Below are 23443 nucleotides of genomic sequence, written 5' to 3'. Positions count from 1 at the left end.
CCTGCACGTCAGGCACCGAATCGGACGCCGAGCGCGTCCACCCGGGCAGTCGCGCGTGCCGAGCCGAACGCACCAACTGCCGCGCCGCCGACGTTCGAGCGCATCTTGACCGCAACGACCAGGTCCCTGTCGATCCCGGAAGCGGGCAGATCATGCTCGACCGACAGCACGACGTCACCGGAACCATCGACCATCGCGAGCCAGAGCACGGGCGCGTACGCCGAGGCCACCTCGCGCTCGGAGAGCGCGAGCTGGTTGTTCCCGTCCCAGACGCCCACGCCGATGTTCACCCCCGCCCCGGCGTACCCGTACATCGCGAACGCCGAGACGAACCACTCTGCACGGACAGAGGTGTCGACCCGGATCGAGGTGACCGAGCTCGGGACACGGATCACCGCGCCGCACGATGCGGAGTCCTCCCAGGCGCCGAGCTCAGCCAGGTCGGAGCTCACCCCGAGGGAACCGTCAGGATCGGCGGTGGCACGACCCGATCGTCCGACCACCGGCCACGGTGGTCCCAGTGTCGGAGGTGGGACCGGCGGATCCTTGAGCACCGGCACCGGACTCCCGAGCAGCAGCTCGAGCATCAGAGCGCCCGGGTCGAGCCCGGTGAGCTTTGCCCGCTGGTTCACTCCGTCGCGAACATGCGGCGGCAGGATGGCGCTGGCCAACCCGGAGTCGACCAGGTGCTGGCCCAGCGCCTCGGCATCGATACCGAGGAGCTCGCCAAGCTGCTCCGGACCGAGCCCTGCCGTGCCAACGTTCGGGCGGCCTGACGTCGACAGGAACGTCACCGCCTTGGCGACGTCGAGCGCCGAGTAGCTCGCCGCGAGGTCGCCCTCACGCAGCACCCAGGTCCGCACCGCGTTGCTGACGTCCTCCGCGAGCGCCAGCCGTGCAGCATCACGCCCGTCCGCCAGGGCCTGGAGCACCGCCGAGCTCGCCACGTTGACCGAGTCCTGGTCGATCTTGAGCAGCTCGTCGAGGCTCGGTGTGACCCACTTCCTGGCGCCATCGGGGTCTCTCAACTCGGATCCAGGGCTCATCAGGTCCTCCGCTCGCGCCCAACCCCCCGATCGCGACTCACGCTAGTCCTCCGGGGCCCGCTCCGTCCGTGGCGGGGCTCCACCCATGTCCGCGCCGGCAGGCGCGAGCCAGCACTTTCGGCCGGGAGTACAAGGGGTCCATGCTGGGCACTGGCGCTCGGTGGGATGCGGCAGGGCCGGCGCTCCACGTCGAGCAGGCATCGTGAACGCTCGGGAGGACACCCGATGACCGAAGGGTCCGCGCCCACGACGCGACCACGGTGGGCGACGTACTCGGTGCGTGCGCACACAGACCTAGTCGCCCTCGTCTCGGACGTCCTCATGCACGACGCGGTGGTCTTCCCGTGCCCGGCTGACGACGACGACTTCACGCACTGGGCTGACGCCGGATGGGATCCCGAGCTCCTCGCCCTCCGTGTGACCCAACTCGGCGACGCCGCCGTGACGATCCCGTGGGACGCCGCACTTCGGGACCGGTGGCGCAGCGAGTTCGACGGACTGAGCCAAGAGGAACAGGCTGACCCCGGTCGGGGATACCTGCTGACGGCCGAGATGCTCGCGGACCAGCAGTTCCGAACTCTCATGGGTAGGGACGACGACCGGTTCAAGGAATACGACAAGAATCGACCGAGCCTGCATCCGGCGTATGCCGCGCACGACGGGCGCGACCGAGTCGCTCGGGCAGACCCCGAGCTGGTCGCGGCGTACCAGGGCGCAGATTCCGTGCACTTCACCGGCGGATCGGCGTCGAGCGACCTGACCGCTCTCACCTTCGAGTGGGGAGCACAGCTAGGCCTGCGACTTCGACTTCCGCTCGTGACAGCGAGCGACCCCAACGAGGCGACGTTCCACCGGGTGCTGGACCTCATCGGCGACGACGACTTCAGGCTCGCCCGCCGACAGCTCTGGTCCTGGGAGAGTCAGCTCCCGGCGGAGGTCGACCCGGCGGACGTCACTGAGCTCTTGGACGGCCTCGTCGACGACTACAACCAGGCCGTCCGACGCGAGCTGAAGGACGCGCGCACGCGCTCGGTCTTCCTGCTCGTCCCCGTCGCGGTCGGTCTCGGGATCGGCCAGCTGTTCGCCGGGGCTACGCACGTGATCGCGGGGGCGATCGCCGGACTCCTGATCGACCAGGTCAAGGCGCGGTTCCCGACGCTCAGCGGACCCGCCGTCCGGGCAAGCCACCTCCCAGGCAGCGCCGTGGCCGGGATGCTCAGCATCGTCGGACCGGGCTGAGCGCCGAGCAGGACAGCGACCGCCGGACTTGACGTCGCCGCACACCGCGAACGGCGGCAACCGCGCATCGCAGCTCCGGTGACGCCTCAGTTTGATCGACCGATGCGGACCGGTTCGCCGACGATCGAGCACGAACGCCCCTGGTCAGCCGCCTCATCCACGTCTCGCGGCGTGCCATAAGGGACGGGGGTGGTGCTCGAGACGACCCCGGGTCCATGCTGGAAGACATCTGGGGGATCGACCTCGGGGGGCGGCGAATGGACCCGGAGACGCTCAGCACGATGAAGGTGATCGTTCCGGCGACGGTGTCGCTGGTCGTGGCCGTCATCGCCATGGCGACGAGCCACGCCAACAGCAAGAAGCTGGCGAAGAGCAACGAGAAGCTCGCTGCGCTGACGTCCGCACTGCGCGAAGAGGAGTCCACGCGTGACGCGCGCCGGGACTACGAGTACGAGGCACTGAAGCGGTTGTACACCCAGTGCGAGCCTCTGCTGTTCCAGTTCTTCGAGCTCGCCGAGGACGCAGAGAGTCGGGTCCGAGCACTGGCCAGAGACAGTCGCGGGGGAAACCTCAGGCCCGACGGCACCGGGTGGCTCGCGACCGAGGGCTACTACTTCAACTCGACGGTGTACCGATTCTTCGCGCCGCTGGCAGCCATCCGAATACTCCAACAACGACTGACCGCCGTCGACCTCGCCCTCGACTCGCGGCTGAAGATGCAGTACCGGCTGCTCCGCGTTCTCTACCGGTCGGCCACTGAGGACCAGTATCTGGCGCACCGTCCACCGCAGCTCACATACGAGCCGGACCGAGCCGATCCGGAAGAACGTGGCCACAGGTCGTTGCTCGCCTCCCGGCCGGAGTGGTACGTGCGCCAAGGCATGTACCGGGGCACGATGGACCGTGTGGTCGACGCCATGACCGTGCGCGATCGTGACCTCGACCGGGTCATGTCGTTCAGTGAGTTCCTCCAGTTCAAGCAGGACGGCACATCGCCACTGTCGGGCGTGATGCCGGACGTCAAGCTCCTGCTGCTCGGTTTCCACCCTCTCGCGCGGCCGGTCCTCTGGCGCGTCCTGGTCGCACAGAAGCTGGTCTACGACACGCTTCGCGCCAGCCGCGACATCGACCGGGACGGGTCCGACGACGTCGCGTCGCTGATCCCCGCCGCAACGAGCGACCTCATCGCGACGATCGACTGGCGTAGGAGCGCGAAGGAGGCGGAGGACGAGACCATCGAGAGTGCGTACGACGTGGCGCGGGAGTACATCGTCGACAACGCCCACAACTAGGGGCCCGCTCGACCGAACCAGTCGAGGATGAGTGCCAGGAACTCTGCTTTGTGCTCAGGGAGAACGAGAGCGTGCTCGGCGCCAACCAGGGTCGCGTGCTCGACCCGTGGGAAAAGTGCCAGGTACTGCTCGACGACGTCGTGCGGAATGACGGTGTCGTCCTCCGACTCGACCACGAGCAGTCGCCCGGGAAACGCGCCCGACGACCGGATCAGCATGCTCGGTGAGCGCGCCACCTCGGTGTGCCGCTGCTGATCGAGTGGCAAGTGAAACAGTTCGTCGGGATACATCGCCGGCGCCCTAAGGAGAAGTCGCCACACGGCGCGCGCGCTCGGGAGGAGGGCGCTCAGGTAGGCGCCGTAGCTGGCGCCGCAGACACCCACCCGTGGCGCGGCGAGAGCGGTTTCGGGAACGCTCGCACCCAGGAAGTCGTAGGCGGCCAGGACGTCGTGCAGGTGGTCGGCGGGGGTCAGCTGCCCCAACTGGCCGTCGCTCTCCCCGTGCCCGCTGAGATCGAAGGCGAGCGTCGCAGCGCCGAGGTGACGGCTGGCACTCGCTGCCCGCTGCAGGTAGCCGGCGCGATTGCTGTGCAGGCCGTGCACGAAGAGCAGGGACGCCTTCGGCGGATGATCGGGGAGGAAGAGGTTCCCGCGCACGGCGCGGCCGCCGGAGCTGAACGTCACTGGCAAGTCGTGCGCGGCCACCGACGCAAGGTAGCCCATCGCCGCCCAGATGTCCGGCGTCCATGCCTCAAAACGAGTGGCCCGCGCGTGATGTACACGAGATGTGGCAGGGACAACCACCCACCATGACGGACGCGGAGATGGAGACCCACATTCTTCCCGTCTATGAAGGAGTCGAGACGCCCGTCATCGACACGCCGACACGCTGACCCGGCCCCTCAGCCTGAGCGCGCCCGCGGGTAGTTCACGGCACCCGTGTGCGGCGCTATAGCGGGAGGCGCCTCGGGCGAGCTCGCCGGTTCGTCACCGCCGGGCGGCGGCGCCGATGCGGCTGCCACGTTGACACCCAGGTCTAGCGGGATGGACGTCACCCCACCACCGGTGTCTGCCCACGGCCGCCACCAACACATCTGCTCAAGCCGCCCAGCCCCTCATCGCTGCCCACCCCCAAACCGTGGCAGCTGAGGCGGCGCCGGGCGCACACGGGCCGTGCGCCCATGCTCAGAACGTGCACGCTCCGCCACCGCGCGGGCACCCTCACGGCGGCGTTGCTCCAGGAGCTGCCCCAGCTCGACATACACAGCGTCCTCGAGCACCCCGCCCCGCAGCATCTGCTCCGCGATCGTCGGGACCTTGTCCTGCCCGGGGAACACCACCACCCCCAGATCCGCAAGCGCCTGGTCCAGACGCCGCGTGAGGAACCCGTCCGACTTCGTCATCCCGAGCAGGTCGTCAACCATGTGCCCCACCAGCTCCGCCGACCCGATCGACTGCACCGGACCCGGCCACCCGCACGCCAGCACGCAAAGCGCCGCGACCGTCCGAGGCGGCACCGCAGGATTGAACACGTCCCGCCGCGACCACCGCGGCGCCGTTCCCTCTATCTGCCCGTCAACCCCCGGCGGTCGCACATCACCCAACCCGGTCGTCACCGCGAACTTCGCCAACGACCCCCCATTGACGAGCTCAACGGTGAACACCCCCGACCGGAGCACGTGCTCCCCACCGAACGGCAGACTTGCCTCCTGCCCCCACTGGTGCCGGTCAAGCAGCACCTTCCCGTGCCGCTGCGCAGCCACGACCCGCACCGCACCGTCGTGGCGTCCTTCGAGCCACACCGCGGACCGCGACAACGTCCGCGGTACCCCCGGCGCAACACCAGCACCGACCACGACCGGGACGACAACGGCCCCCGCGGCGTCCACGGGCGCACTCGTCGCGTCACCCGACGGTGCGCTGCCCAAGACCACCCACACACCCGGGCTCAGGTCCGCGATCACAGACCCGCCCGGCTCATCGAGAACGGCGCTCATTCCCCACGTTCTACCTGGTCACACCCCACACGCGTAACCCTCCCGCCACGAGAGCACCCTCTCGTGCGAATCGTCCCCGCGGGAGGAGGCTCGCGCGTCCGGTCCTCTCGCGGGACCTGGACCAATCCACGCTTGAGGGACTCCCACCGAACGCTCACCACCAGCGACAGGACAGGCGACATGACGACCACAACAACGCCGACTGAAACCGGCCCGACGATCGTGCGCGTACATGACGCCTGGGCCGACGTATCCAGCTGGGACGCGTGGTCCCACGCCTCGGCCAGGGACGAGGTCACTGCCGCCGGTCATGACCCACCCCGACCGCCGGCGACTCGACCAGCTGCTCGACTAGGAGGAGAAGCGCATCGCCCGGCAGAAGCCTCGCTGCAATCCTTGGTCGCTGGCCCCTCACGTCCGGCGGCGACACGGTGGACGAACCGAAGTCGAACGGGTGACTCTCGGTCGCTCGTGAGAGGTTCCGTCCCGACGCTCAAGTGGGAATCGCGGGGTGCGCCGTTCATTCTGCGAATGGTGCGCGTGAGTATCGCTTCAGTCTTCGATTCGAGACGGTGCGACCATTATGTTCGTGCCTTGGGGCATCGAACTTCCAGGCCTCCTCGTTGTTGAGGTTATCGTGACAGCAAACTGCACATTGTCGATCCGGCCAAAGGCGACGCAATCGGCGATCGACGACGGCCCGCTTGCCACGGACGAGCACGTGACGCTGTCGGTATCTACATGGAGCCCAAAAGCATCTAGTAGCGAGCGGGCACTGGCGTCCAGGGGTCCGTCGATATGCGCCTCGCTCGTGAAGCACTTCGCGTCCTGGACGGGGCAGTCGCTGCTTTGCTCATATCCTGGTGGCGGCGTCAATTCCGCCACAGCCGCGCGAACTGTCCCCTCATCTTTGGGGGCGATGGGCCTGTCACTAGCGGCACAGCCGGCCGCGAACAACGTGACAAGCGTCAACAACGCGGTGAAGCGTGCCCGGAACAGGCTAGGCATGCGAGATGTCCTCCGAACGGAACCGATGGCGCATGGTAAGCGGTCCGGGATCGCAGCAGCGGCGGCGCGGTCGTCCGCGTTGATCGGCACGGTCACGGGCACGGGCCCGACCGGCTCGGCCCGGGAGCGGATGACCTCCGGCGACTCGTGAGAGGTTCGTGAGAGGCAGACACCGCGAGGGCCGTTCCCGGGACTAAGTGGGGCGGCACTCGCGGTCTGTTTCCGCGGGTCAGAAACGGTGTGACGACCCAAAGGTACCTGCACACGCTCCCCGACGCTGAGGACAAGGCTCTCGCGGCCTTCGAGTCCGTGCGGAGGCGCCCCGCCCGGTAGGCCGCCGCACGCCGATCCGGCTCGCGTCGATCGCCGCGCCCGAACGGCTGACGCGCTAAACGCTCATGCCGATGAGCGAGCGCTCCCCTGACCCGCTGCACGAGGCGGCGCCCGCCGGGCTGCCAGGGCCGGGTCGCTCTGGAGCCGCCCTCGCTCTTGTCATCACTCAGGTCCACGAGGATCGTGTTCGCTGACCGCGCGAACGGCTGTCACGCATATCACCCGATGCCGCTGCCATGCGGAACCATCGAGTACACGGGTGGTCATCCTCAGGGAGGGCATTGTGGCGCAGCACCGAATACTTCTCGTCGCGAACGAAACGCTCGGTGGCGAGGAACTAACCGCGGCCGTCCGAGAACGAGCCAGAGACGCCGAGACGGAGCTATGGGTCGTGGTGCCTGTCACTCAGACACACAATGGGATGGTCGGAGGGTTCGACGCGGCGGTTGGCCCGGCACATCTTGCGCCGGACCGAAGTGCCGCCGAGGTGGCCGACGGGCGCCTTCGGGATGCGCTCTACCGATTCCAACACCTTGGCATCCCCGCCGCCGGCGAGGTGAGTGACAAGGACCCTTTCAGCGCGGTGAGCGATGTGTTGTCACGCCAGCATTTCGACGAGGTCATTGTGTCGACGCTCCCGAGAAGAGTTTCCCATTGGCTACATATCGACTTGCCCAGCAAGGTCGAACGGGTATTCGGGCTTCCGGTGACGACCGTGACCGCTCACCGTGATTAGCCTGGGGCTGACGTAGCGAGCGAGGTCTACCTGTCGACGTACCTGCCACAGTCCGGGCCGACCAGGATCGCCGCCGCGGCGGCGGACCTCCGCGGTGGCGACCTCTCCGCAGCCGGCATGGAAGAGCTCGGTGGGCGCGCCGTCCGGCGATTCCCACCGGCTCCCCCACTGCAGCAGCGCGATGAGCACAGGCGCGAACTCACTGCCCTTGACGGTGAGGGCGTACTCGTACCCGGTTCGCCGTCCCGGGTCCTGGTAGGGGGTGCGTTCGAGCATCCCGCGCTCGACCAGCTCGGCGAGGCGAGCGGCGGCGACGGGCTCGCTGATGCCGACTCGTTCGGCGAAGTCGTCGAAGCGGCGGGTGCCGTAGAGCGCCTCCCGCAGCAGCAGCATCGCCGACCGGGTGCTGACCACGGCGAGGGCTCGGGCGATCGAGCAGACCTGGGGTGCCGAATTCCGCATCGGCAACTACGGCTTCACGGCGGTAGACGAAGGAGTCCTGGTCGAGTTCGAGCGCCCGGCCGAACTCGCGGAAGTGCTCGCGTCGAGCACTGTTCAGCTCGAGGCGGGCCAGGTGCTGTACGGCCGGGTACAACCCGAGCGGCACCAACGCCCTAAGTGTCGCGACACACCCCGGTTTCGACGTATTTGTCGGTTTTGCGTTGACCGCGTTCCGGAGCCAGGAGTTCACTGGTGCTGGTCACTCCGCGTCATCGTCGTCCATCGGAGCACAACCATGTCCGCACCGGTCCGCCTTCGCCCCGCCCGTCTCGTCGTCGGCGCCGCGGTCCTGTTGGCGGGGCTCTTCGTTGCTACCCCGGCCCACGCCGGGTCGGTGACGCACGAGAAGCATGCCGACGTCTACGACGACCAGGTCTGGGGCTGCGGCTACCCGATCGACGTGCACGGCGAGGGCACGACGAACCTCACGATCCGCGCCGACAAGAAGACCGGCCTCGAGCGGTGGTCCGCCACCAGCGCGTACACCGAGACCTGGTCCGTGCCCGGCCGCGCGCCCGTCACGGTGTCGTGGAACCAGACCGCCAAGGACCTGCCCTTCCGGTCGCTCGGCGGCAGCCTGTACCAGGGCGTGTACCAGGTGTCCGGGCAGCCGCTCGTGGTACGGGACTCGCGAGGCGCCGTCATCACCAAGAACGCCGGCAACATCCGGTACACCTACCAGTTCGACCGCGACACCGGTCAGGGTCAGACGGTCGACGTCCGCGTCGTCGGCTCGCAGCCCACATTCGCGAGCGACCTGTGCGGAGTCGTCGCGCCCTATCTCGGCACCGACTCGGCCCGCTACCTGACGCCCCGGCCCCTGGGCTCGCCCGAGGCGACGGCCGGCGGCATGGGGTACTACGAGTACCTGCCGCCGTCCTACTCGCCGGGCGGCGCCGCGTCGCCGCTGCTCGTGGCGCTCAACGGCTACGGGGAGAACGGGGACGGCTCGGCCGACGCGCTCGGCTGGCTGCAGAACACCGGCATCCCGCGGTTCCAGGCCGTCGGCGGCTGGCCGACCGACCGACCCTTCGTCGTGCTGTCCACGCAGCACGTCCCCGCGCCCGGCGGTCTGCCGGCCATCGACTGCCCGGAGTACCGCGGCGGCTCCTGCTTCATGCAGCAGCAGCACGACCTCGGCAACCCGCCGGAGTCGGGGTGCACGACGCCGAGCGAGGTGCACGCCTTCCTCGCGTACGCCGTGGAGCACTACAACGTGGACCTGAACCGGGTCTACCTGACCGGACTGTCGTGCGGCGCCTACGGCGCGTGGGAGTACCTCGGGGCGTTCCCGGGCGACCACGTGGTCGCGGCTGTGGTGCCCATCGCCGGCGACGGGCGGCCCGCGTTCAACGACGTCGGCTGCACGATGGCGACGGCCCCCGCGTGGGCGTTCCACAGCGCCGACGACGACACCGTGGACCCGGCGGGCAGCATCGAGCCGATCGGGGACCTGCGTTCGCAGTGCGGGTTCACCGAGGACACGGCGAAGCTCACGATCTACGACCACAACCTGCTGCACGGCGGCTGGGACGAGGCGTACTCCGGCCAGTTCGGCGACGACATCTACGGCTGGATGCTCGCGCACCCGAAGGCGTGACCCCAACACGGCGGGCGAGGGCGGCTGTCTCGTCTGGATCGATTGACGGGTCGACTGTTCCGTCTGCCTGCTGCGGGTGCAGTGGGAGCGCATCGCAGCCTAAGTGAAGTCATTGACAGACGACGTGGCCACCGGCCGCGCCGAGCGACCGGGGCCGCAAGAAGCCGAGGACTCGAGCTCCACGTCCGCTCCGCGATTGGTTCGGCGGCGGCCATCCGGTCGTGGTCAGCCCTCCGCGGCCGGGGACGTCCGCCCGTATTCGCGGCGAGATGTTTCCCGAGGTGTTTCCCGCCGGGCCAAAAGGTGAAGGTCAGGGGCTTGCTAGGATGACCCCAGAAGCCCCTGACCTGCGCTTTCACTGTCGGGCTGACAGGATTTGAACCTGCGACCCCTTGACCCCCAGTCCGGTCTTGACGTCCGGCGGGGTCCGGTCTGGTGTGGCCTGGTGTGGGTCGTGGCCCGGGATCGTGCGGGGACCGGGTGACGTCCGTCCCCTCGGGTGCGGTGCGGTGCGGCCGGGTGTGGGTTCGGTTCACCCTCGACTTGTGCCCACGCCTGTGAGGGAACCGATCCTCCAGGCGGGCGCCCTGGTCGCGTACACCTGCCCCGACTGCCCCGGGTGGGACGAACCGATCCGCCGCGAGGTCACCGGGTCCGGCCGGGTCCGGTTCGTCGTCGTCGTCGCCGAACCCCGCGTCACCGGGCAGTCCCGGCGGCAGGTCAAGCGGCGCGTCGACACGCTCACCGAGGCCCGGGACGTCGTCGCCGCGGTCCGGGCGGGCACGTACACGGCGCCCGTCGCACCGGTCCGGGCCGAGACGGTCCGCGAGTTGTGCGCCCGGTGGCTGGCGTCCCGGACGGACGTCCGGCAGGTCACCAGGGAGGGCTACGAAGGTGCGTTGGCGTCGACGCTCCGACGGATCGGGGACCGGCCCGTCACGTCGTTGACCGGGGCGGACGTCGACGCGCTGATCGGGTGGCTCTCCACGGAGGGTGGGAAGCGCGGGCAGCCGCTGTCCCCCCGGTCGGTGCGGGCCGCGATGGTCGCGCTCGGGCAGGCCGTCGACGTCGCCGTCCGGGACGGCGTGGTCGACCGGAACGTGGTCCGGCTCGCCCACCGGCCGCGGCAACGGCGCATCGTCGGGACGGACCTGCCGCACTGGCAGCCCGCCGAACTCATGACGTTCCGGGACGCCGCCGACCGGGACCCGCTCGCGGGGGCGTGGCGGCTGACGCTGTCCGGGATGACCAGGTCGGACGTCATGGGCCTGCGGTGGTCCGACGTCGACCTGGACGCCGGGCAGGTCACGATCGCTCAGGGCCGGGTCGCACTCGGGTCCGGGGACACCATCGACGACCCGAAGTCCGAGCAGCGGCGCCGAACGATCCCCGTCGAGCAGATCCACCCAGGCACCGTCGCCCTGCTGCGGACCATGCGCGCCGGACAGGCCGCGGACCGACTCGCCGCCGGTCGGGCGTGGACGGACTCGGGCCTGGTCGTGGTGGACGCGCTCGGGCGCGGCATCCGTCCGGAGGTCTACAGCGACCGGTTCCGGCGGTTGTGCGTCACGGCGGGCGTCCCCGGGATCCGGCTGCACGCGGTGCGGCACTCCCTGGCGTTCATCCTGTCCGCCGAGGGGGTCATCGCGGCCGACGCGGCGGCCCTCCTGGGGCACCGGGTGGAGGTCTACCTGTCGACGTATCTGCCGCAGTCCGGGCCGACCAGGATCGCCGCCGCGGCGGCGCGGCTGTCGGTGTTCACCGCGGCCCGACCGGCGGCTGTCCGGTGAACCGCCCCCAGGATGGAGGTGATGACGTGACCGAAGGGCTCAACCTGCCGCCGATCCCGGAGGGCATGACCGTGGAGCAGTACGTCGAGCAGGGGTTCGGGTATCCGCCGTGGGCGCACCAGGACGAGTCGAACGCCGCCGAGACCGGCCGGGACGACGGTGCCGATGCCGCGGGACCGGCCGAACCGGGGCAGGTTCCTGGCGGCTTGTGACCACCGTGTGACCACGAACGGCGCGAGGGCCGTACCCGGGACTAAGCGGGTACGGCCCTCGCGGTCTGTTTCCGCACGTCAGACACGGTTTCCGTGCCTCGCGGATCTGTCGGGCTGACAGGATTTGAACCTGCGACCCCTTGACCCCCAGGGACATCCAGCGTCCGCCCGCGTTCACGTATGTGCAGGTCAGACCGGGTTTCCGGTCGTACTTCACCGCGTCTGTACGGCTGCATACGCTCAGAGATGTTTCCCGAGATGTTTCCCGGATCATCCTGCTCAGACGGGTGCGCGGACCTGGTGGTGAGACATGGCTCAGAAAGCGCGCCGACGCGACAACGGTAGCGGCAGCATCAGCTACGACAAGGACGCACGCTGCTGGATCGGCATCGTCGACCTAGGAGTCGATCCATCGGGCAAGCGGCGACGCACAAAGGTCCGCGGCACCTCTCGCGCCGACGCAAGGGCCAAGCTCGACGAGCTGGTGACCCAGCGGGCACTGGGAATCGATCTGTCGCAACGCGCGACCAACTTCACCGACCTGGTTCGGATGTGGTTGGAGCGGGGAGCGCCGCCGGGCATCACTGATAACACGATCAGCAATTACGAACACATGCTCACTGCACACGTCGTACCGACGCTGGGCGACTACCGCCTCTCCGAACTTCGGTCCGAACACGTCGAACTCATGCTCGACACGATGGCTGACGTTGGCCTCGCCGCCTCGACGATGCGGCATGCACTCAACCTGACCCGGCGTGTGCTTCGGTTCGGGATGGCTCGCGATCTCGTCGTTCGCAACGTGGCCGACCCAGTCCATACCCGCCCTGGCCCGAAAGCAGATCGCTATGGCCTGACGAGCAAGCAGGCCCGCAAGCTCCTCGCGGCCGCCGCCGACGACCGCCTCGGCAACCTCGTGACGGTGTCCCTGATGCTCGGCCTGCGACCCGGCGAGGCTGCAGGACTCACCTGGCCCGAGGTCAAGCTCAAGGGCAAGAGGCCCAGCATCAGAGTCGCAGCGAGCCTGCGGCGCACACCCATGGGAGCTCTCGTCCTCGTGCCTCCCAAGACCCCCACCAGCAACCGCACACTCGAGATCCCGCCGCCCGTCGTCGACGCCCTGAAGGCACAGCGGACAGCCCAGAAGAACGACCGCGAACTCGCCGGCTCTGCCTGGCGGAACCGCTACGACCTCGTCTTCACAACGGAACTCGGCACACCCCTGGACCCGTCCAACGTGCGCCGGACCTACAGCCGGCTCGCACACGACGCAGGACTCGTCCACCTGCACCCACACATGCTCCGGCACGCCGCCGCAAGGCTGCTCTCGGCCGCCGGGGTGCCAATCGAAGACATCTCAGACACCCTCGGCCATCGCTCCGTGACCGTCACCGCCGAGATCTACCGCCATCCGATCGCCCCGGTCCGGTCCGGACACGTGGCGGCCATGGCAAGGCTGGGTGCGCCACCCAAGCGCGTCGCCGGACGCTCGGACGGGGATTAGGACACGTCGTCCCCAGCTTCGGCTTCGTCCTCGGCGGACTTCGCGGCCGAACGTTCGACGTACTCCTTGAGCGCCGAGACCGGCACTTTGTGGAGCCGGCCCACATGGACCGACGTGACTTCACCTCCGCTGAGGAGCTGGTACATGAAGGTGCGGCCGATGCCGAGTCGGGCAGCCGCTTCGGCCACGGTCAGCAGTAGCCGCTCGTCTGACTGCACCGTGACATTGATGACGCGCCTCTCCCCCGCCGGCTTTCGTCGACGGAGCCTTGGAGGAACTGCAAACAACTGAGCGTGAACGTCGTTGGACATGGCCGCACTCCCCTCGCTGGTGCAGCCATCTTCTGCAGTCTGGATAGACAGATCGATCACACCGTCGATCGCCGGACCCGCCGAAAGGCCCAACTGCTAGACAAAACGATCACATGCGCAGCCGATCCTCCAGGGCTGCTGGCGCGCTCGACGTCACCGAGCATCCCGTGCCCGGCAAGCTGCAGAACCATCCCCGTGTTGACTGGGCTGCTGTCGTGCACATCTACATGGCTCGCGAACGCGAGTAGGCACCTACCCGCCACCACGCCTGGGACTCGGTGTCAGGGAATGCGGTCCAGTCTCCGCTCGTCGCCGCGATCCGCAGACACGCCCAGCCGCAAGACGCCTCGCGCATCCCACGACGGGGTAGGTTTCCTGCCAGTGGCAGGTACGACTGCCCGACCCGAGCTGGACCGCTCCCATGAGCACCCAGCGTCGAGGACAAGGGTCTACGACTCGCGTACGGCAACACCCCTGACCACCGGTGCCCTAGTACCGGCGGAGGGCATGGGACCGCCGCCGAGGAACAGGACCATCAGTGACCCAGAACAAGGCACGCAAGAACGCCGTCCGCACCACCCAGGTTGCCACTGGCCGCCGATACGCGGACGCCGCCCGCCTCACCACCACTCCGGCCTACCAGCGGGCTTTGGACCTCGCCCGCGCCGCGTACGAGGCGGACCTCACCAGCACACCGGCGAAGATCACCCAGATCAGCGAGCAGTCGTTCATGTTCACTGTCGCGGGAACGGTGTGGGTGTTCGCCGAAGGGATTGCCCCCCGGGGGTCGGTCATGCTCGAGCCGCTCAACGACGACGACGACTTCCGGCCCTTCCCCGGAGCTCTGTTCACACCGGACGACCCGCGACCCGAGCTTCCGCGCGCATGGGACGTGATCCGCACCGCGATGAACCGCCGGCACAGCAGCGACGGGCCTGCCCCTGATCGCCGGTGCCCCGGCTGCGGTGACCTGTACCGACCGAAGAACCTCCTGCCCATCCAGGAGACGGGACCGGCGGTGTGCCCGTCGTGCTGGCTGAGTGGAACCGGTGAGCACCCCGGTCGAGACGTCGCCCACGTGGCGGTCGAGCTCGACCGGCGGATGCGCGCCGACCTCAGCATCGACGGCACATGGGCAGGACTGATCACGTTCCTGAACGTGGCGGCCGCGAGCATCGGCACCACGATGAATAAGCTCATCCCCGAGCTGCTCGAAGAGGAGTCCGCTGAGTTCTGGCGCACCCCCAACGACCTGTTCCTGTGGTTGCCGCCGGCCGTCAACCGGCCCGACGTCCTGCCGGACCGCGACACGGGTGCGTGCCTGGGCGCGCTCCTGCGAAACCTGGACGAGCGCGGCATCACCTTGCGGGGCGTCGCCGAACGCGCTGGCGTCACCGCGGTGGACGAGAGGCTGTGGCCGGCCGTCGTTGCGTTCGCGACGTCGTTCGCGACCTGGACGCGCACCGCATCGTGGCAACCTCGCCCGCCGGCGCATGAGCGGACGTTCGGCCGGCTCAGGGTCGACGCGAATGCGGTCAATGAGGCCCTCGCGGCGTTCCCCGGCACGACCCTCCACCCCTATGCGACGGTCGCCACCCTCGACCTGGCCGAGCGCGTCGCCCGAGAGATGTTCGACTGGGACGCCCTCGTCCACTGGGACCACCGCCAGTAAGCGGCCAAGTCCGCCGTCGACCATCACCAGCATCCCGAGAAGCCACAGCTATGAGCAGGTACGACGAAGCACCAGAGCAGGCCGAAGCCGACATACAAGCTGATGGCGACGCACCGCCGACTCCTTGGGGTATGCCCTTCGACCTGAGCCGGGCACACCCAAGACGATCGGGCCAGCGCCCCCCAGAAGCGCTGGCCCGATCGGTCGGTTGGGTCGACCTCAGCGAACAGGCAGTGCTTCCGTCTCGCACAATCAAAGACCCCGCTCGACAACGTTCCTCCGAGCAACCGCCGATGCCCACACCCACGCGAACCCCTCGCGTCCGCCCGGGTCGAGGTAACGCACCCAGACCTGAGAGCTCGTCCAGGCGACGGCGTGCCCGTCGGTCGCGAACGACTTGCCACGACCGCTCGTCACCCAAACCACAACCGGCAATGGCGTCTCGGGCTGCACCATGCGCTCGCCGGCGCGAGCATCGGCAGGCGCGTCGACCGGTTGCTCATGGGTCGGCACCCGCTCGATGCCTCGACTAGAACGCACGTTCGAACGATACCCGGTGAGGGTCAGCATCACGCACCCTTGATCGACAACCCACGATAGGAGCGGGCACTCTTGCCGGGCGATCACGCGAGACAGATTGGACTGCTCGTCGAGCAAGACCCACGGCCCGATCGTCGACTACCTGGGCACCTTCGACGACATGGTCACGCCCGCTGACGAGCTTCGTCTCCGTTGACTGGACAGAGTGTCACGTGCTCAGCCTGGGCCTGGCCTTTGTCGTTCTTGCCCGGCGTGAACTCAACGATGGAACCAACGGCGAGTTCGTCGATTCTTGTCGGCGGAACGAGCCACCCTGCCTGAAAGAACACATTGTTTGGGAAATCCCGGTGAGCGATGAACCCATATTTTGGGCCCAAATTGACAACGGTTCCGCGAACGCGTTCTTTGGGCGCCGCATCGATCGTCGGTGATGCAATGCCGGGCGCGAGCCGGGCCCGCCTGTCGTCAGACAGGAACGACACGGAGTACTCCAAGTTGCGCCACGAGTCGGTTGTTTGGAATGCCCCGTCCCCAGTTAGCCGTTGTAGGTATTGAGCCAACTCCGTTTCCTGTTCGAAGTCCAGTTCAGGTAGACGGTGAACGGCGTTCATCGCGGAGTTGGCGGCCCGCACAATCGACCGCATGAGCTTCTCGTCGGTAGAACCCGATTCATGAAGTTCCATGCCGATGGCCAGCCCACGGAGCACGCGCTCCAGCGCCGTGCTCGGAGCGCCAACCGCAAGGTCAGCGTCACCCCACTGGCGGAAGCACTCGACGAGCGATGTTGTCGCTTTTCGCGTGAACTCGGCTGTCGGAGAGCGTTCGATTGACCATTCGATCAGTCGCCGGCCGTCGTCGTGGCGGTTGTCCCAAAAGTAATACTGCCCCAGGTGGTGGGCGGTCTCGTGGGTGTCGAAGCATGCGTGAGCCGCGTCGGCCAGCCTAATTGCCTCTGGTATGTCGCGCGCCTCACCAGCGTCGCGAGCCAGATGGGCCGCGTAGAAGTAGCTGACCCAGCATCGCTCTTCTTCGGTTCGGCAGTTATTCAGCGCCGAGCGGTAGAGTGTCGTTGCAGTTGCGGCCGCCTTGCGGATACTCGCGAAGAACGCATCGATGCGGTCGACTTCGAAGTATCCGGGGTTGAGCGCTCGCGCTCGCGCCATTGCTGCTGCGGTAGCAGCGGGGTCGCCAGCCTTGTTCGCCCGCAGTGCCCGACGCAGAAGATGTTGCACTGGTTCATCACTGGTCGAACGCGGAAAGATCATGTTGGGGTCAAAGTAGAGTCCGTGATCTGCGAGCCACTTTCGCTCGTAGTCGCGATCCTTCTTGTAGGCGACTTCCCGTCGGAAGATGTCCTCCATCATCGCCGACTCTGAGACCGTCGGCAGGAACGCCCTCGCAGTCGACGAGAGAGCCAGGAGTTCAGCCTCGTCGAGAGCGGCCGCCACCTGCGAGCGAACGAGCAGCGACCGCTGCGTCAGCTGCTGTGCGCCACGGTGGAGAGTGTCGATGTCTAGTTCAGAGATCACTGCGAGTTCGTCGAACGACACTGGGCGGTCAAGGACTCGTAGCACGTCCAGGAGCACCCGTTCATCTTTGCCGAGCGCGTCGACGACGTTGGCGACACAGAACTGCAGCAGTTCGTCTTGATTGCGAAGGACGTCGGTCGGGGTCTTGCCCGCCTCGACGCTCAGGATGTACCACCGGATCGCCAGGGGTGAGTATCGAAGTTCGCGCAGGATGTCGCTTAGCTTTGTTGAAGGAGTGCGGGCAAGAGCGGTGACTCCGCTGGTGCTTGCGAACATCCGGAACAGTTGTTCGGCGCTCGGTTCATCTAGGGGCCCTACCTCGACAGGACGATCAAGCTGGCCCAGCCCGACCCTGCTCGTGAAGAGGAAGGTGACCGTCGACGGAAGCACTTCCCACAGGCTCAGGACTTCGACTCCTCGCACCGTTTCCAGGTTGTCGATGATCACGAGCGTCGACCTGTCGCCGAGCAGTTGAGCCAGTTCTTCCGCACCGCCCTGGAAGGTGTCGTCGATCTCCCGCCCGAGTGCACGTGTAACGCCGTCGATGTCACGTAGGGAGTCGGTCAGTGCCTGAACGCCCGAAGGGGTCAGTTGTTCGGTCTTAAGCGAGGTCCACAAGACGGTGCTGAAAACGGGCTCGGGTTCGTCGACGAGCCGGTAACAGACTTCCAGAGCGAGCGCTGTCTTGCCGATGCCGCCCTCGCCGATCAGGGTGATTGGTGTCCGCCGGCCCTTGATCTTCGCGACGACCTCGTCGATCTGCTGGTCACGTCCCAACAGCCCGGTCTCGTTGAAATCTGCATCGGGAAGGTTGTGCGAGACGGGTTCGGGTGGCTCCGATCCAGGTCGCCGGCGAGGCTGCCAACCGGAATCGCGGCCGAGGCCTTCGAGCGCTCTGTTGGTGAGTCCGAAGGCCTCGGATCGGAACCGTTCGACGAACGCCCCTGTCTCCTCGAGGTCGTTGGGCTGAAGAGGGCGACCACGCATCACGCGGTTGCGCACGGGAAGGAACGCGTCAAACGCCGCGAAGTTCGACTGCAGCAACTCGCCGAGTTCGGCAGGGAGAGCGGCCGGGTGCCGCAGGAGCGCGTCATAGGCCTCCTGGGGATACAGGTACATCGTGAGCGAGTCGGTGCCAACAAGATCGGCGCTGGCGCGCCGGGCGTTGAGTCGTTCGTAGTCGGGGCCGAACGCCTCCTCGGGCGGGATGCGGCCGAGCAAGTGTTGCTCGATCGCCGACCGCAGGTCCTGCTCGAGACTGTCGATGGCGTGGTAGGCGCGTGCCCGCGACGTGATGGGTGAGATCCAGGTTGACCTTTCGCTGTTCTTGGCGATCGGCGGATGGATCGGTGCGTCCGGTCCATCGGGATCGCCCCAAACGATCGCGATCTCCGTCTCGGTGCGCCGGAGTAACGCCCCGTCCACGCGAGGAGCGGAACCGGCGCTGGTCGCGATGATGTGTCGGGCCGTCAGTGCGGCGAGGCGGGCGCCCTGCTTCGCGAAGCTATGGCCGGTTGCCTTGTAGGAGGCCTTCGTGTTTCGGCGGTCGGTGATCTTCATGGTGGCGAAGTCGTCGTCGGCGTCCTCGGTTGGGATGTCGCCCTTGACCGTGCGCCCATTTCTGCTGATCTGACCTGGGCGAATCGGCAATAGCGGTCGGTCCTCGTTTCCTTCGAGGTTCCAGTAGATCTGCGCGACCCGAAGCACCTCGACGTCGGTCAAAGCCTGTGTCTTGTTGAGAGCCTTGCGAGCAAGCGGATCTTGGGAGATCTCGACAAGCGCGGCGTAGAGACGGTTTCGGAGATCGACGTCGGCAAACTCTGAACCGCCTGCCAGGTAGTGGCGAAGCAGATCCACCGCGGGTACCGGGGTGTCGACACGTTGCAGCGGATCCTCGGCGATCTGATCGCTCTCGGAGAGCCCATAGCTCTCCGCCAGGTCGTACAAATAGCCAGCCAACAGGACGACCGGTTCCGCGGTCATCACCTTGCTGCCGACGACCTGGTCAAGGGCTTCCAGCAGATCCCGGTGCAGTCTAAAACGCGCTTGCGACATGCCCTTCATCCTGCCAGCGCAGGGTCGGGACTGGGCTCGAGATCGCGCTCGGCGTGCTGCCCACCGATGCCGAGGTGGCCGGTTAGGCATCGCTAGGCAGTGCCGGTCTGGATGCCTCGCGTAGTCGGCGTGTGGGATTGGGTCCACCGCCGCCCCCGTGGCCGAATCGAGAGGACCGCTGAGATGCACACCGAGATCAACTTTCACCCTGCCGTTCGCAGGGGCGACACCAAGTCGAGGGCCTGTAAGCACGCGCTGTCCCAGTGCGCGTCCACGGGACTCGCCCGCTTCCGTGACCGTCACCAGGCGCGCGACGGCGCAAGGGCGCTCGCTGATGCCGCCCCTGATCGTCACGTCAGCCCTTTTGCGTGCCCCGACTGCCGTGGGTGGCACGTGGAAGCGGACGAGGTCCGCGAACCGGCGACGGCGACCCACGTCGGTACTGCGATCGAGCCCAACAGGGCATTCACCGCATCGCTGGCCGATCGCAAGCGTCGGTACTTCCTGGTCGACATCGAGAACCCCACTCGCGGAGCCAAGGCGAACTGCGATCAAGTCAACTCGTTCTGGGCGGTTCTCAAGCAGCAGGCTCCTGGGATCGCGCAGCATGACCACGTCGTGGTCGGCGCATCCCGCAGCGTCGCACGCAAGTATCGGGCGGCCATCCATGGCACCAACGTGAGGTGGATCGTCGGAGCGAACGCACCCGACGCAGCTGACAACGCACTGCTCGCCGCGATCGATCTTCGCCGAGTGGCCCGCGACTACGACGAGCTCGTGATCATCAGCGGGGATCATGCCTTCGCGGATCTCGCGCGTCGTGCAAAGGCGTCCGGGCTGTCCGTCCAGGTGATCACGGCGCAGCACCCCGAGAACCGTTCGATGCTGTCGCGCGAACTGGCCGAAGCGGCAGACATCCACACCGTTGTCAGGCTCCGCGCCCACTCACAGCACCTGCAGGCCATCGAGGCGGCACGTGCGATGTCGGCCTCGTGGCGCAGCCGGGGTCTCGAGTCCGTCGCCGCCTAACAAATCAAGCTGATCGGGACAAGGAAAGGTTGCTGGAGATGGATGAGTGCGAGAACTGCCAGGGTTCGCTGGCCGGCGCGGCACTGACCGCGCCGTGGGAGGACGGCAGCAATCCCTACGGGTACGCCACGTGTCCTCGTTGCGGGCACGACACCACCCTGTACGGGTTCGGAGAGGACGACTGATGGCCGGCACACGACGCACTCCACCATGTTGCGAAGCCGGACAGGCAGCAGTCGCGGACACCACAACCTCCACGCCGAAGGCGGTCATCAAGTGAGCAACCTAGGCAGGTACCAAGAACTCGTCACCGAAGCCAAGAGCCTCGGCGGCGTCGAGAACTACCTGAACCTGATCGAGGCGAACGCGGTGGCGAACGCCGCGCCAAGGCTCGTCGTACGGGGAGCAGTCGTGACACTCGTGGCGGTCGGCGGGATCGCGGCGGTGGCACTCGAGGTCAAGCGCCGGATCGACGCGCGAAGCGCACTCGCGGAGGCTGCCGGCGCCGCCCGGGACTCCCTGACCTCGGTTCGGCCGGATGACAACGCAGTCGACGACCTGGAGCAAACGACGACGGGTACAGGAGTCGGGACATGCAGCTGGTGCGATGAACTCGGCCACGACAAGCGGTCCTGTGGCGTACCTCTGGATGCCGAGCCGTGCAGCATCTGTGGCTTCCGCGGGCACGAGATGCGCAACTGCCCTCACACGGGATTGGCCTGACGTGACTCAACGATCGGCGACGAAGAGCTCCCTCAACGTTGTCTATCACCGGGGGCGGAGGGAGACATCCTGGGATCTGTGACCGTGCGCCATGGGCACCGCGCCCTCTGCCGCATGAAACCCGCGCCATAGCGAGCGACCGATGTGACGCCGGACCGGGGGCCCGGATGTGATCGATTGCCGTGATCGATAGACAAACGGATCACATCGCGGAGTCAGCGACCGTGTCGCTGCACTCCTCGCAGCAGACTCCTATCTTCTCTACCGAAGTCCCTGCCCACCCGGCGTGAACGGCTACACCCCCTTCCTCTCACAGACCGTGCATGTCCGAGACGACGTCGACCCGGCACAGGCGACAAAGACCCTCGCCCACGAACTCGGGCACATCCGCGCCGACCACGACCACCGATTCCCCGACTACGCCACCAGCGAGTACTGCCACGGACAGGCCGAACTCGAAGCCGAGTCGATCGCCTACCTCGTCGCCGCCAGCGCCGGACTCGACACGACCAACTACTCCCTGCCCTACCTGGCCTGCTGGTCCGACGGCCACCCCGAGAGACTGCGCGAATCAGCCACCCAAGTCCTCACCGTCGCCCGCGCGATCGGGGTCCCCGACGCCGCCGACGGCCGCGCTGAATCAAGGAGCGGGTGGCGTACGACGGCGCCGGGCGGGTGCCGATCGCCGACGGGACGCCGCCGCTGTGCAGTCCGCAACCGTCACGGTTGCCGACGGCCTCGAAGAGGCCGTGGACGCTGCTGACTTCGTGGCCCTGATGACCCTGTGGGACGCACCCCAGCCCCAGGTCTTGGCGGCCATCGGGTGGCTCGCCGAGGTTGAGGGCTACAAGGGAGCGAGCGTGTGGCCCCGATTTGAGTGCATCAGACCCTGAGGCCGCGGGGTGCGGTGCTCTACCACTCTTGCCGCTCCAGGGTGCGGATCCGAGCAGCGGTCAACGCTGTCACAGATCCTGACCCGACCAGGCCCCAGAACGCGCGATGCAAGTTGTCGGCACTGCCCGAACCGAACGCCATGACGATGAAGACGGCGCACAACGCCATGCACCACTTCAGGCCAATCATCGACTTCTCGAGCCTTTCCAGCTCCACCTTCGCCTTGCGCCGCCGCTGCCAATACCGCTCGGCTTCGCGGTCCTGCACCTTTCGTTCCATTTCCCAGGCAGCCAGTTCCTGCCGCAGGGGCTCACCGACTAGCTCCTCCCACTCCCCGACGAGCTGCTCGGGCCGGATGGGCCTCACGGGAACGAACTTGCCGTCACCGTCAATCACCCAGCCGTTCGGGTTGTGGTCGGAGTATGTCTCCGCCATTGCCATCGCGAGGTCGACCTTGTCGACGCGCGCAGCCTTTTCGAGTTCCGTCATGGACCCGTCGAACCAGTAGTACGGCTGAGATCCCTGCGAGAAGGTCGGGCCGGCGACCAGCAGACCATGCGTCAGCCACTCCCCGTACGGGCTCTTCTCGATCGTCCAGTGTTCGTCGCGGACCCACGCTGGCTTGTCGAGCTGGCTGTCGTGCGGCCGGAACTCTTGGTAGCCCCACGCGTTGGGATAGTGGCCGACCTGGAAGTCTCGGAGCGAGTACGTATGGTACGCGTCGAGGACTTTGACCGGGATCAGCAGGCCCGGGTCGTCACCGGGCTGGAAGGCGTAGAGGACGCCCGTGCGCAGCTCGTACTTTTCCATCACTTCCGTCCCACGCCAAATGGCCATTCGCAAATGGCAGCGTAGCTGGCGTCGGCACTTGTTGGGTCGCGATTGCCGGGTGAGCCCACCACGCGTATGGATCCGCGATGCGGCGCGCCCGCCGCGATCCGACTGCCGTCGGAGGCACCGTAGCGGTCGAGGTACGACGCTCAGCATCGGTCGACACGACCTGCATCCTGACAGCAGGTGGCAGGGGCGGGACTACACCCACCCTTGGTCCTCAAGGCTCACGCACTCCTGCGCGGCCGCTTCGATTTCGGCCGAAACCGCCGCGGTGTCGAACTGCCCCGGCGCCACGGGCGTCGTGCCGTCGGCTTCGGTTAGGCCGACTCTGATGTTCTCGGCGTGGTCTCTCAGCGCTGCGAAGTGAGCATCGAAGCCCGCGGCGATCCCGGCAGCGACTTCCGCGAGTTCGGCCTGCTGAACGCCCTCCTCGACGGTACCGACTCCGCCATTGCGGAGCTTGAAGATTGCATCGCACGCGCTCCGGGCCGCGCCGGTTTGGGCCGAGGTGTCATCGCTCCCACACCCTGCAACTGTGAGAAGCACGAGCGCGAAACAGGGGCCGATCATCGCTAGGCGGACATCGCGTCGCGTCATTG

General features: G+C 67.3%; 20 protein-coding genes. 11 read left to right on the top strand and 9 right to left on the bottom strand.

Going from position 1 to position 23443, the window contains the following annotated elements; genetic code table 11:
* Positions 1-8: 8 nt before the first annotated feature.
* Positions 9-851, bottom strand: coding sequence for a hypothetical protein (locus tag AC1DWH_RS01050; protein ID WP_477092109.1), 843 nt, complete (start codon positions 849-851; stop codon positions 9-11).
* A 420-nt stretch (positions 852-1271) separates the two neighbouring features.
* Between AC1DWH_RS01050 and AC1DWH_RS01045 the strand changes: the two genes are divergently transcribed.
* Both AC1DWH_RS01045 and AC1DWH_RS01040 read left to right on the top strand, forming a co-directional pair.
* Positions 1272-2285: a hypothetical protein gene (locus AC1DWH_RS01045; RefSeq protein WP_477092108.1), complete on the top strand. Its 1014-nt coding sequence runs from the start codon at positions 1272-1274 to the stop codon at positions 2283-2285.
* Between the two features lie 215 nt (positions 2286-2500).
* A complete protein-coding gene (locus AC1DWH_RS01040; protein ID WP_477092107.1) occupies positions 2501-3577 on the top strand; it encodes a hypothetical protein in 1077 nt (358 codons plus the stop codon).
* Here AC1DWH_RS01040 and AC1DWH_RS01035 read toward each other — a convergent pair.
* The 3 genes from AC1DWH_RS01035 to AC1DWH_RS01025 all read right to left on the bottom strand — a co-directional run bounded on the left by AC1DWH_RS01035 (position 3574) and on the right by AC1DWH_RS01025 (position 8112).
* Positions 3574-4281, bottom strand: coding sequence for an alpha/beta hydrolase (locus AC1DWH_RS01035; protein ID WP_477092106.1), 708 nt, complete (start codon positions 4279-4281; stop codon positions 3574-3576). The genes AC1DWH_RS01040 and AC1DWH_RS01035 overlap by 4 nt on opposite strands.
* A 410-nt stretch (positions 4282-4691) precedes the next feature.
* Positions 4692-5339: a hypothetical protein gene (locus tag AC1DWH_RS01030; protein WP_477092105.1), complete on the bottom strand. Its 648-nt coding sequence runs from the start codon at positions 5337-5339 to the stop codon at positions 4692-4694.
* Between the two features lie 2233 nt (positions 5340-7572).
* Positions 7573-8112, bottom strand: coding sequence for a winged helix-turn-helix transcriptional regulator (locus tag AC1DWH_RS01025; protein ID WP_477092718.1), 540 nt, complete (start codon positions 8110-8112; stop codon positions 7573-7575).
* A 274-nt stretch (positions 8113-8386) separates the two neighbouring features.
* Between AC1DWH_RS01025 and AC1DWH_RS01020 the strand changes: the two genes are divergently transcribed.
* The 4 genes from AC1DWH_RS01020 to AC1DWH_RS01005 all read left to right on the top strand — a co-directional run bounded on the left by AC1DWH_RS01020 (position 8387) and on the right by AC1DWH_RS01005 (position 13257).
* Positions 8387-9751, top strand: a complete 1365-nt coding sequence (locus tag AC1DWH_RS01020) for a carboxylesterase family protein (protein WP_477092104.1) — start codon at positions 8387-8389, stop codon at positions 9749-9751.
* A gap of 545 nt (positions 9752-10296) precedes the next feature.
* The gene (locus AC1DWH_RS01015; RefSeq protein ID WP_477092103.1) at positions 10297-11541 is read left to right on the top strand and encodes a tyrosine-type recombinase/integrase; all 1245 of its coding nucleotides are present in this window, start codon (positions 10297-10299) and stop codon (positions 11539-11541) included.
* 26 nt (positions 11542-11567) lie between these two features.
* Positions 11568-11753 carry a hypothetical protein gene (locus AC1DWH_RS01010; protein ID WP_477092102.1) on the top strand — a complete coding sequence of 62 codons (186 nt, stop codon included), beginning with the start codon at positions 11568-11570 and terminating at the stop codon, positions 11751-11753.
* Positions 11754-12063: 310 nt separating this feature from the next.
* A complete protein-coding gene (locus tag AC1DWH_RS01005) occupies positions 12064-13257 on the top strand; it encodes a tyrosine-type recombinase/integrase (protein WP_477092101.1) in 1194 nt (397 codons plus the stop codon).
* Here the strand turns inward: AC1DWH_RS01005 and AC1DWH_RS01000 are convergent.
* Entirely contained in the window at positions 13254-13568 is a 315-nt protein-coding gene (locus tag AC1DWH_RS01000; RefSeq protein WP_477092100.1) for an excisionase family DNA-binding protein, read from the bottom strand. The genes AC1DWH_RS01005 and AC1DWH_RS01000 overlap by 4 nt on opposite strands.
* 538 nt (positions 13569-14106) lie before the next feature.
* On the opposite strand from AC1DWH_RS01000, the gene AC1DWH_RS00995 reads away from it, so the two are divergent.
* Positions 14107-15240, top strand: a complete 1134-nt coding sequence (locus tag AC1DWH_RS00995) for a hypothetical protein (protein WP_477092099.1) — start codon at positions 14107-14109, stop codon at positions 15238-15240.
* Between the two features lie 252 nt (positions 15241-15492).
* On the opposite strand, the gene AC1DWH_RS00990 is transcribed toward AC1DWH_RS00995, so the two are convergent.
* Both AC1DWH_RS00990 and AC1DWH_RS00985 read right to left on the bottom strand, forming a co-directional pair.
* Positions 15493-15810 carry a hypothetical protein gene (locus tag AC1DWH_RS00990; RefSeq protein WP_477092098.1) on the bottom strand — a complete coding sequence of 106 codons (318 nt, stop codon included), beginning with the start codon at positions 15808-15810 and terminating at the stop codon, positions 15493-15495.
* A gap of 134 nt (positions 15811-15944) precedes the next feature.
* On the bottom strand, positions 15945-19373 hold the full coding sequence (locus tag AC1DWH_RS00985; RefSeq protein WP_477092097.1) for a hypothetical protein: 3429 nt from the start codon (positions 19371-19373) through the stop codon (positions 15945-15947).
* A 384-nt stretch (positions 19374-19757) separates the two neighbouring features.
* On the opposite strand from AC1DWH_RS00985, the gene AC1DWH_RS00980 reads away from it, so the two are divergent.
* The 4 genes from AC1DWH_RS00980 (at position 19758) to AC1DWH_RS00965 (ending at position 21879) form a co-directional block, all read left to right on the top strand.
* Positions 19758-20393, top strand: coding sequence for an NYN domain-containing protein (locus AC1DWH_RS00980; protein WP_477092096.1), 636 nt, complete (start codon positions 19758-19760; stop codon positions 20391-20393).
* Positions 20394-20431: 38 nt separating this feature from the next.
* On the top strand, positions 20432-20578 hold the full coding sequence (locus AC1DWH_RS00975; RefSeq protein ID WP_477092095.1) for a hypothetical protein: 147 nt from the start codon (positions 20432-20434) through the stop codon (positions 20576-20578).
* A gap of 91 nt (positions 20579-20669) precedes the next feature.
* A complete protein-coding gene (locus AC1DWH_RS00970) occupies positions 20670-21116 on the top strand; it encodes a hypothetical protein (RefSeq protein WP_477092094.1) in 447 nt (148 codons plus the stop codon).
* 286 nt (positions 21117-21402) lie between these two features.
* Positions 21403-21879, top strand: a complete 477-nt coding sequence (locus AC1DWH_RS00965) for a hypothetical protein (protein WP_477092093.1) — start codon at positions 21403-21405, stop codon at positions 21877-21879.
* A 149-nt stretch (positions 21880-22028) separates the two neighbouring features.
* Here AC1DWH_RS00965 and AC1DWH_RS00960 read toward each other — a convergent pair whose 3' ends face one another.
* Complete coding sequence (locus AC1DWH_RS00960) at positions 22029-22820, bottom strand: hypothetical protein (protein ID WP_477092092.1); 792 nt, start codon at positions 22818-22820, stop codon at positions 22029-22031.
* 222 nt (positions 22821-23042) lie between these two features.
* Positions 23043-23441, bottom strand: a complete 399-nt coding sequence (locus tag AC1DWH_RS00955; RefSeq protein ID WP_477092091.1) for a hypothetical protein — start codon at positions 23439-23441, stop codon at positions 23043-23045.
* Positions 23442-23443 lie beyond the last annotated feature (2 nt).

The organism is Cellulomonas sp. P2_F12 (assembly GCF_056403775.1).
Note: the sequence above shows the minus strand (reverse complement) of the source record. Positions and strands in the feature narration are given on the sequence as shown.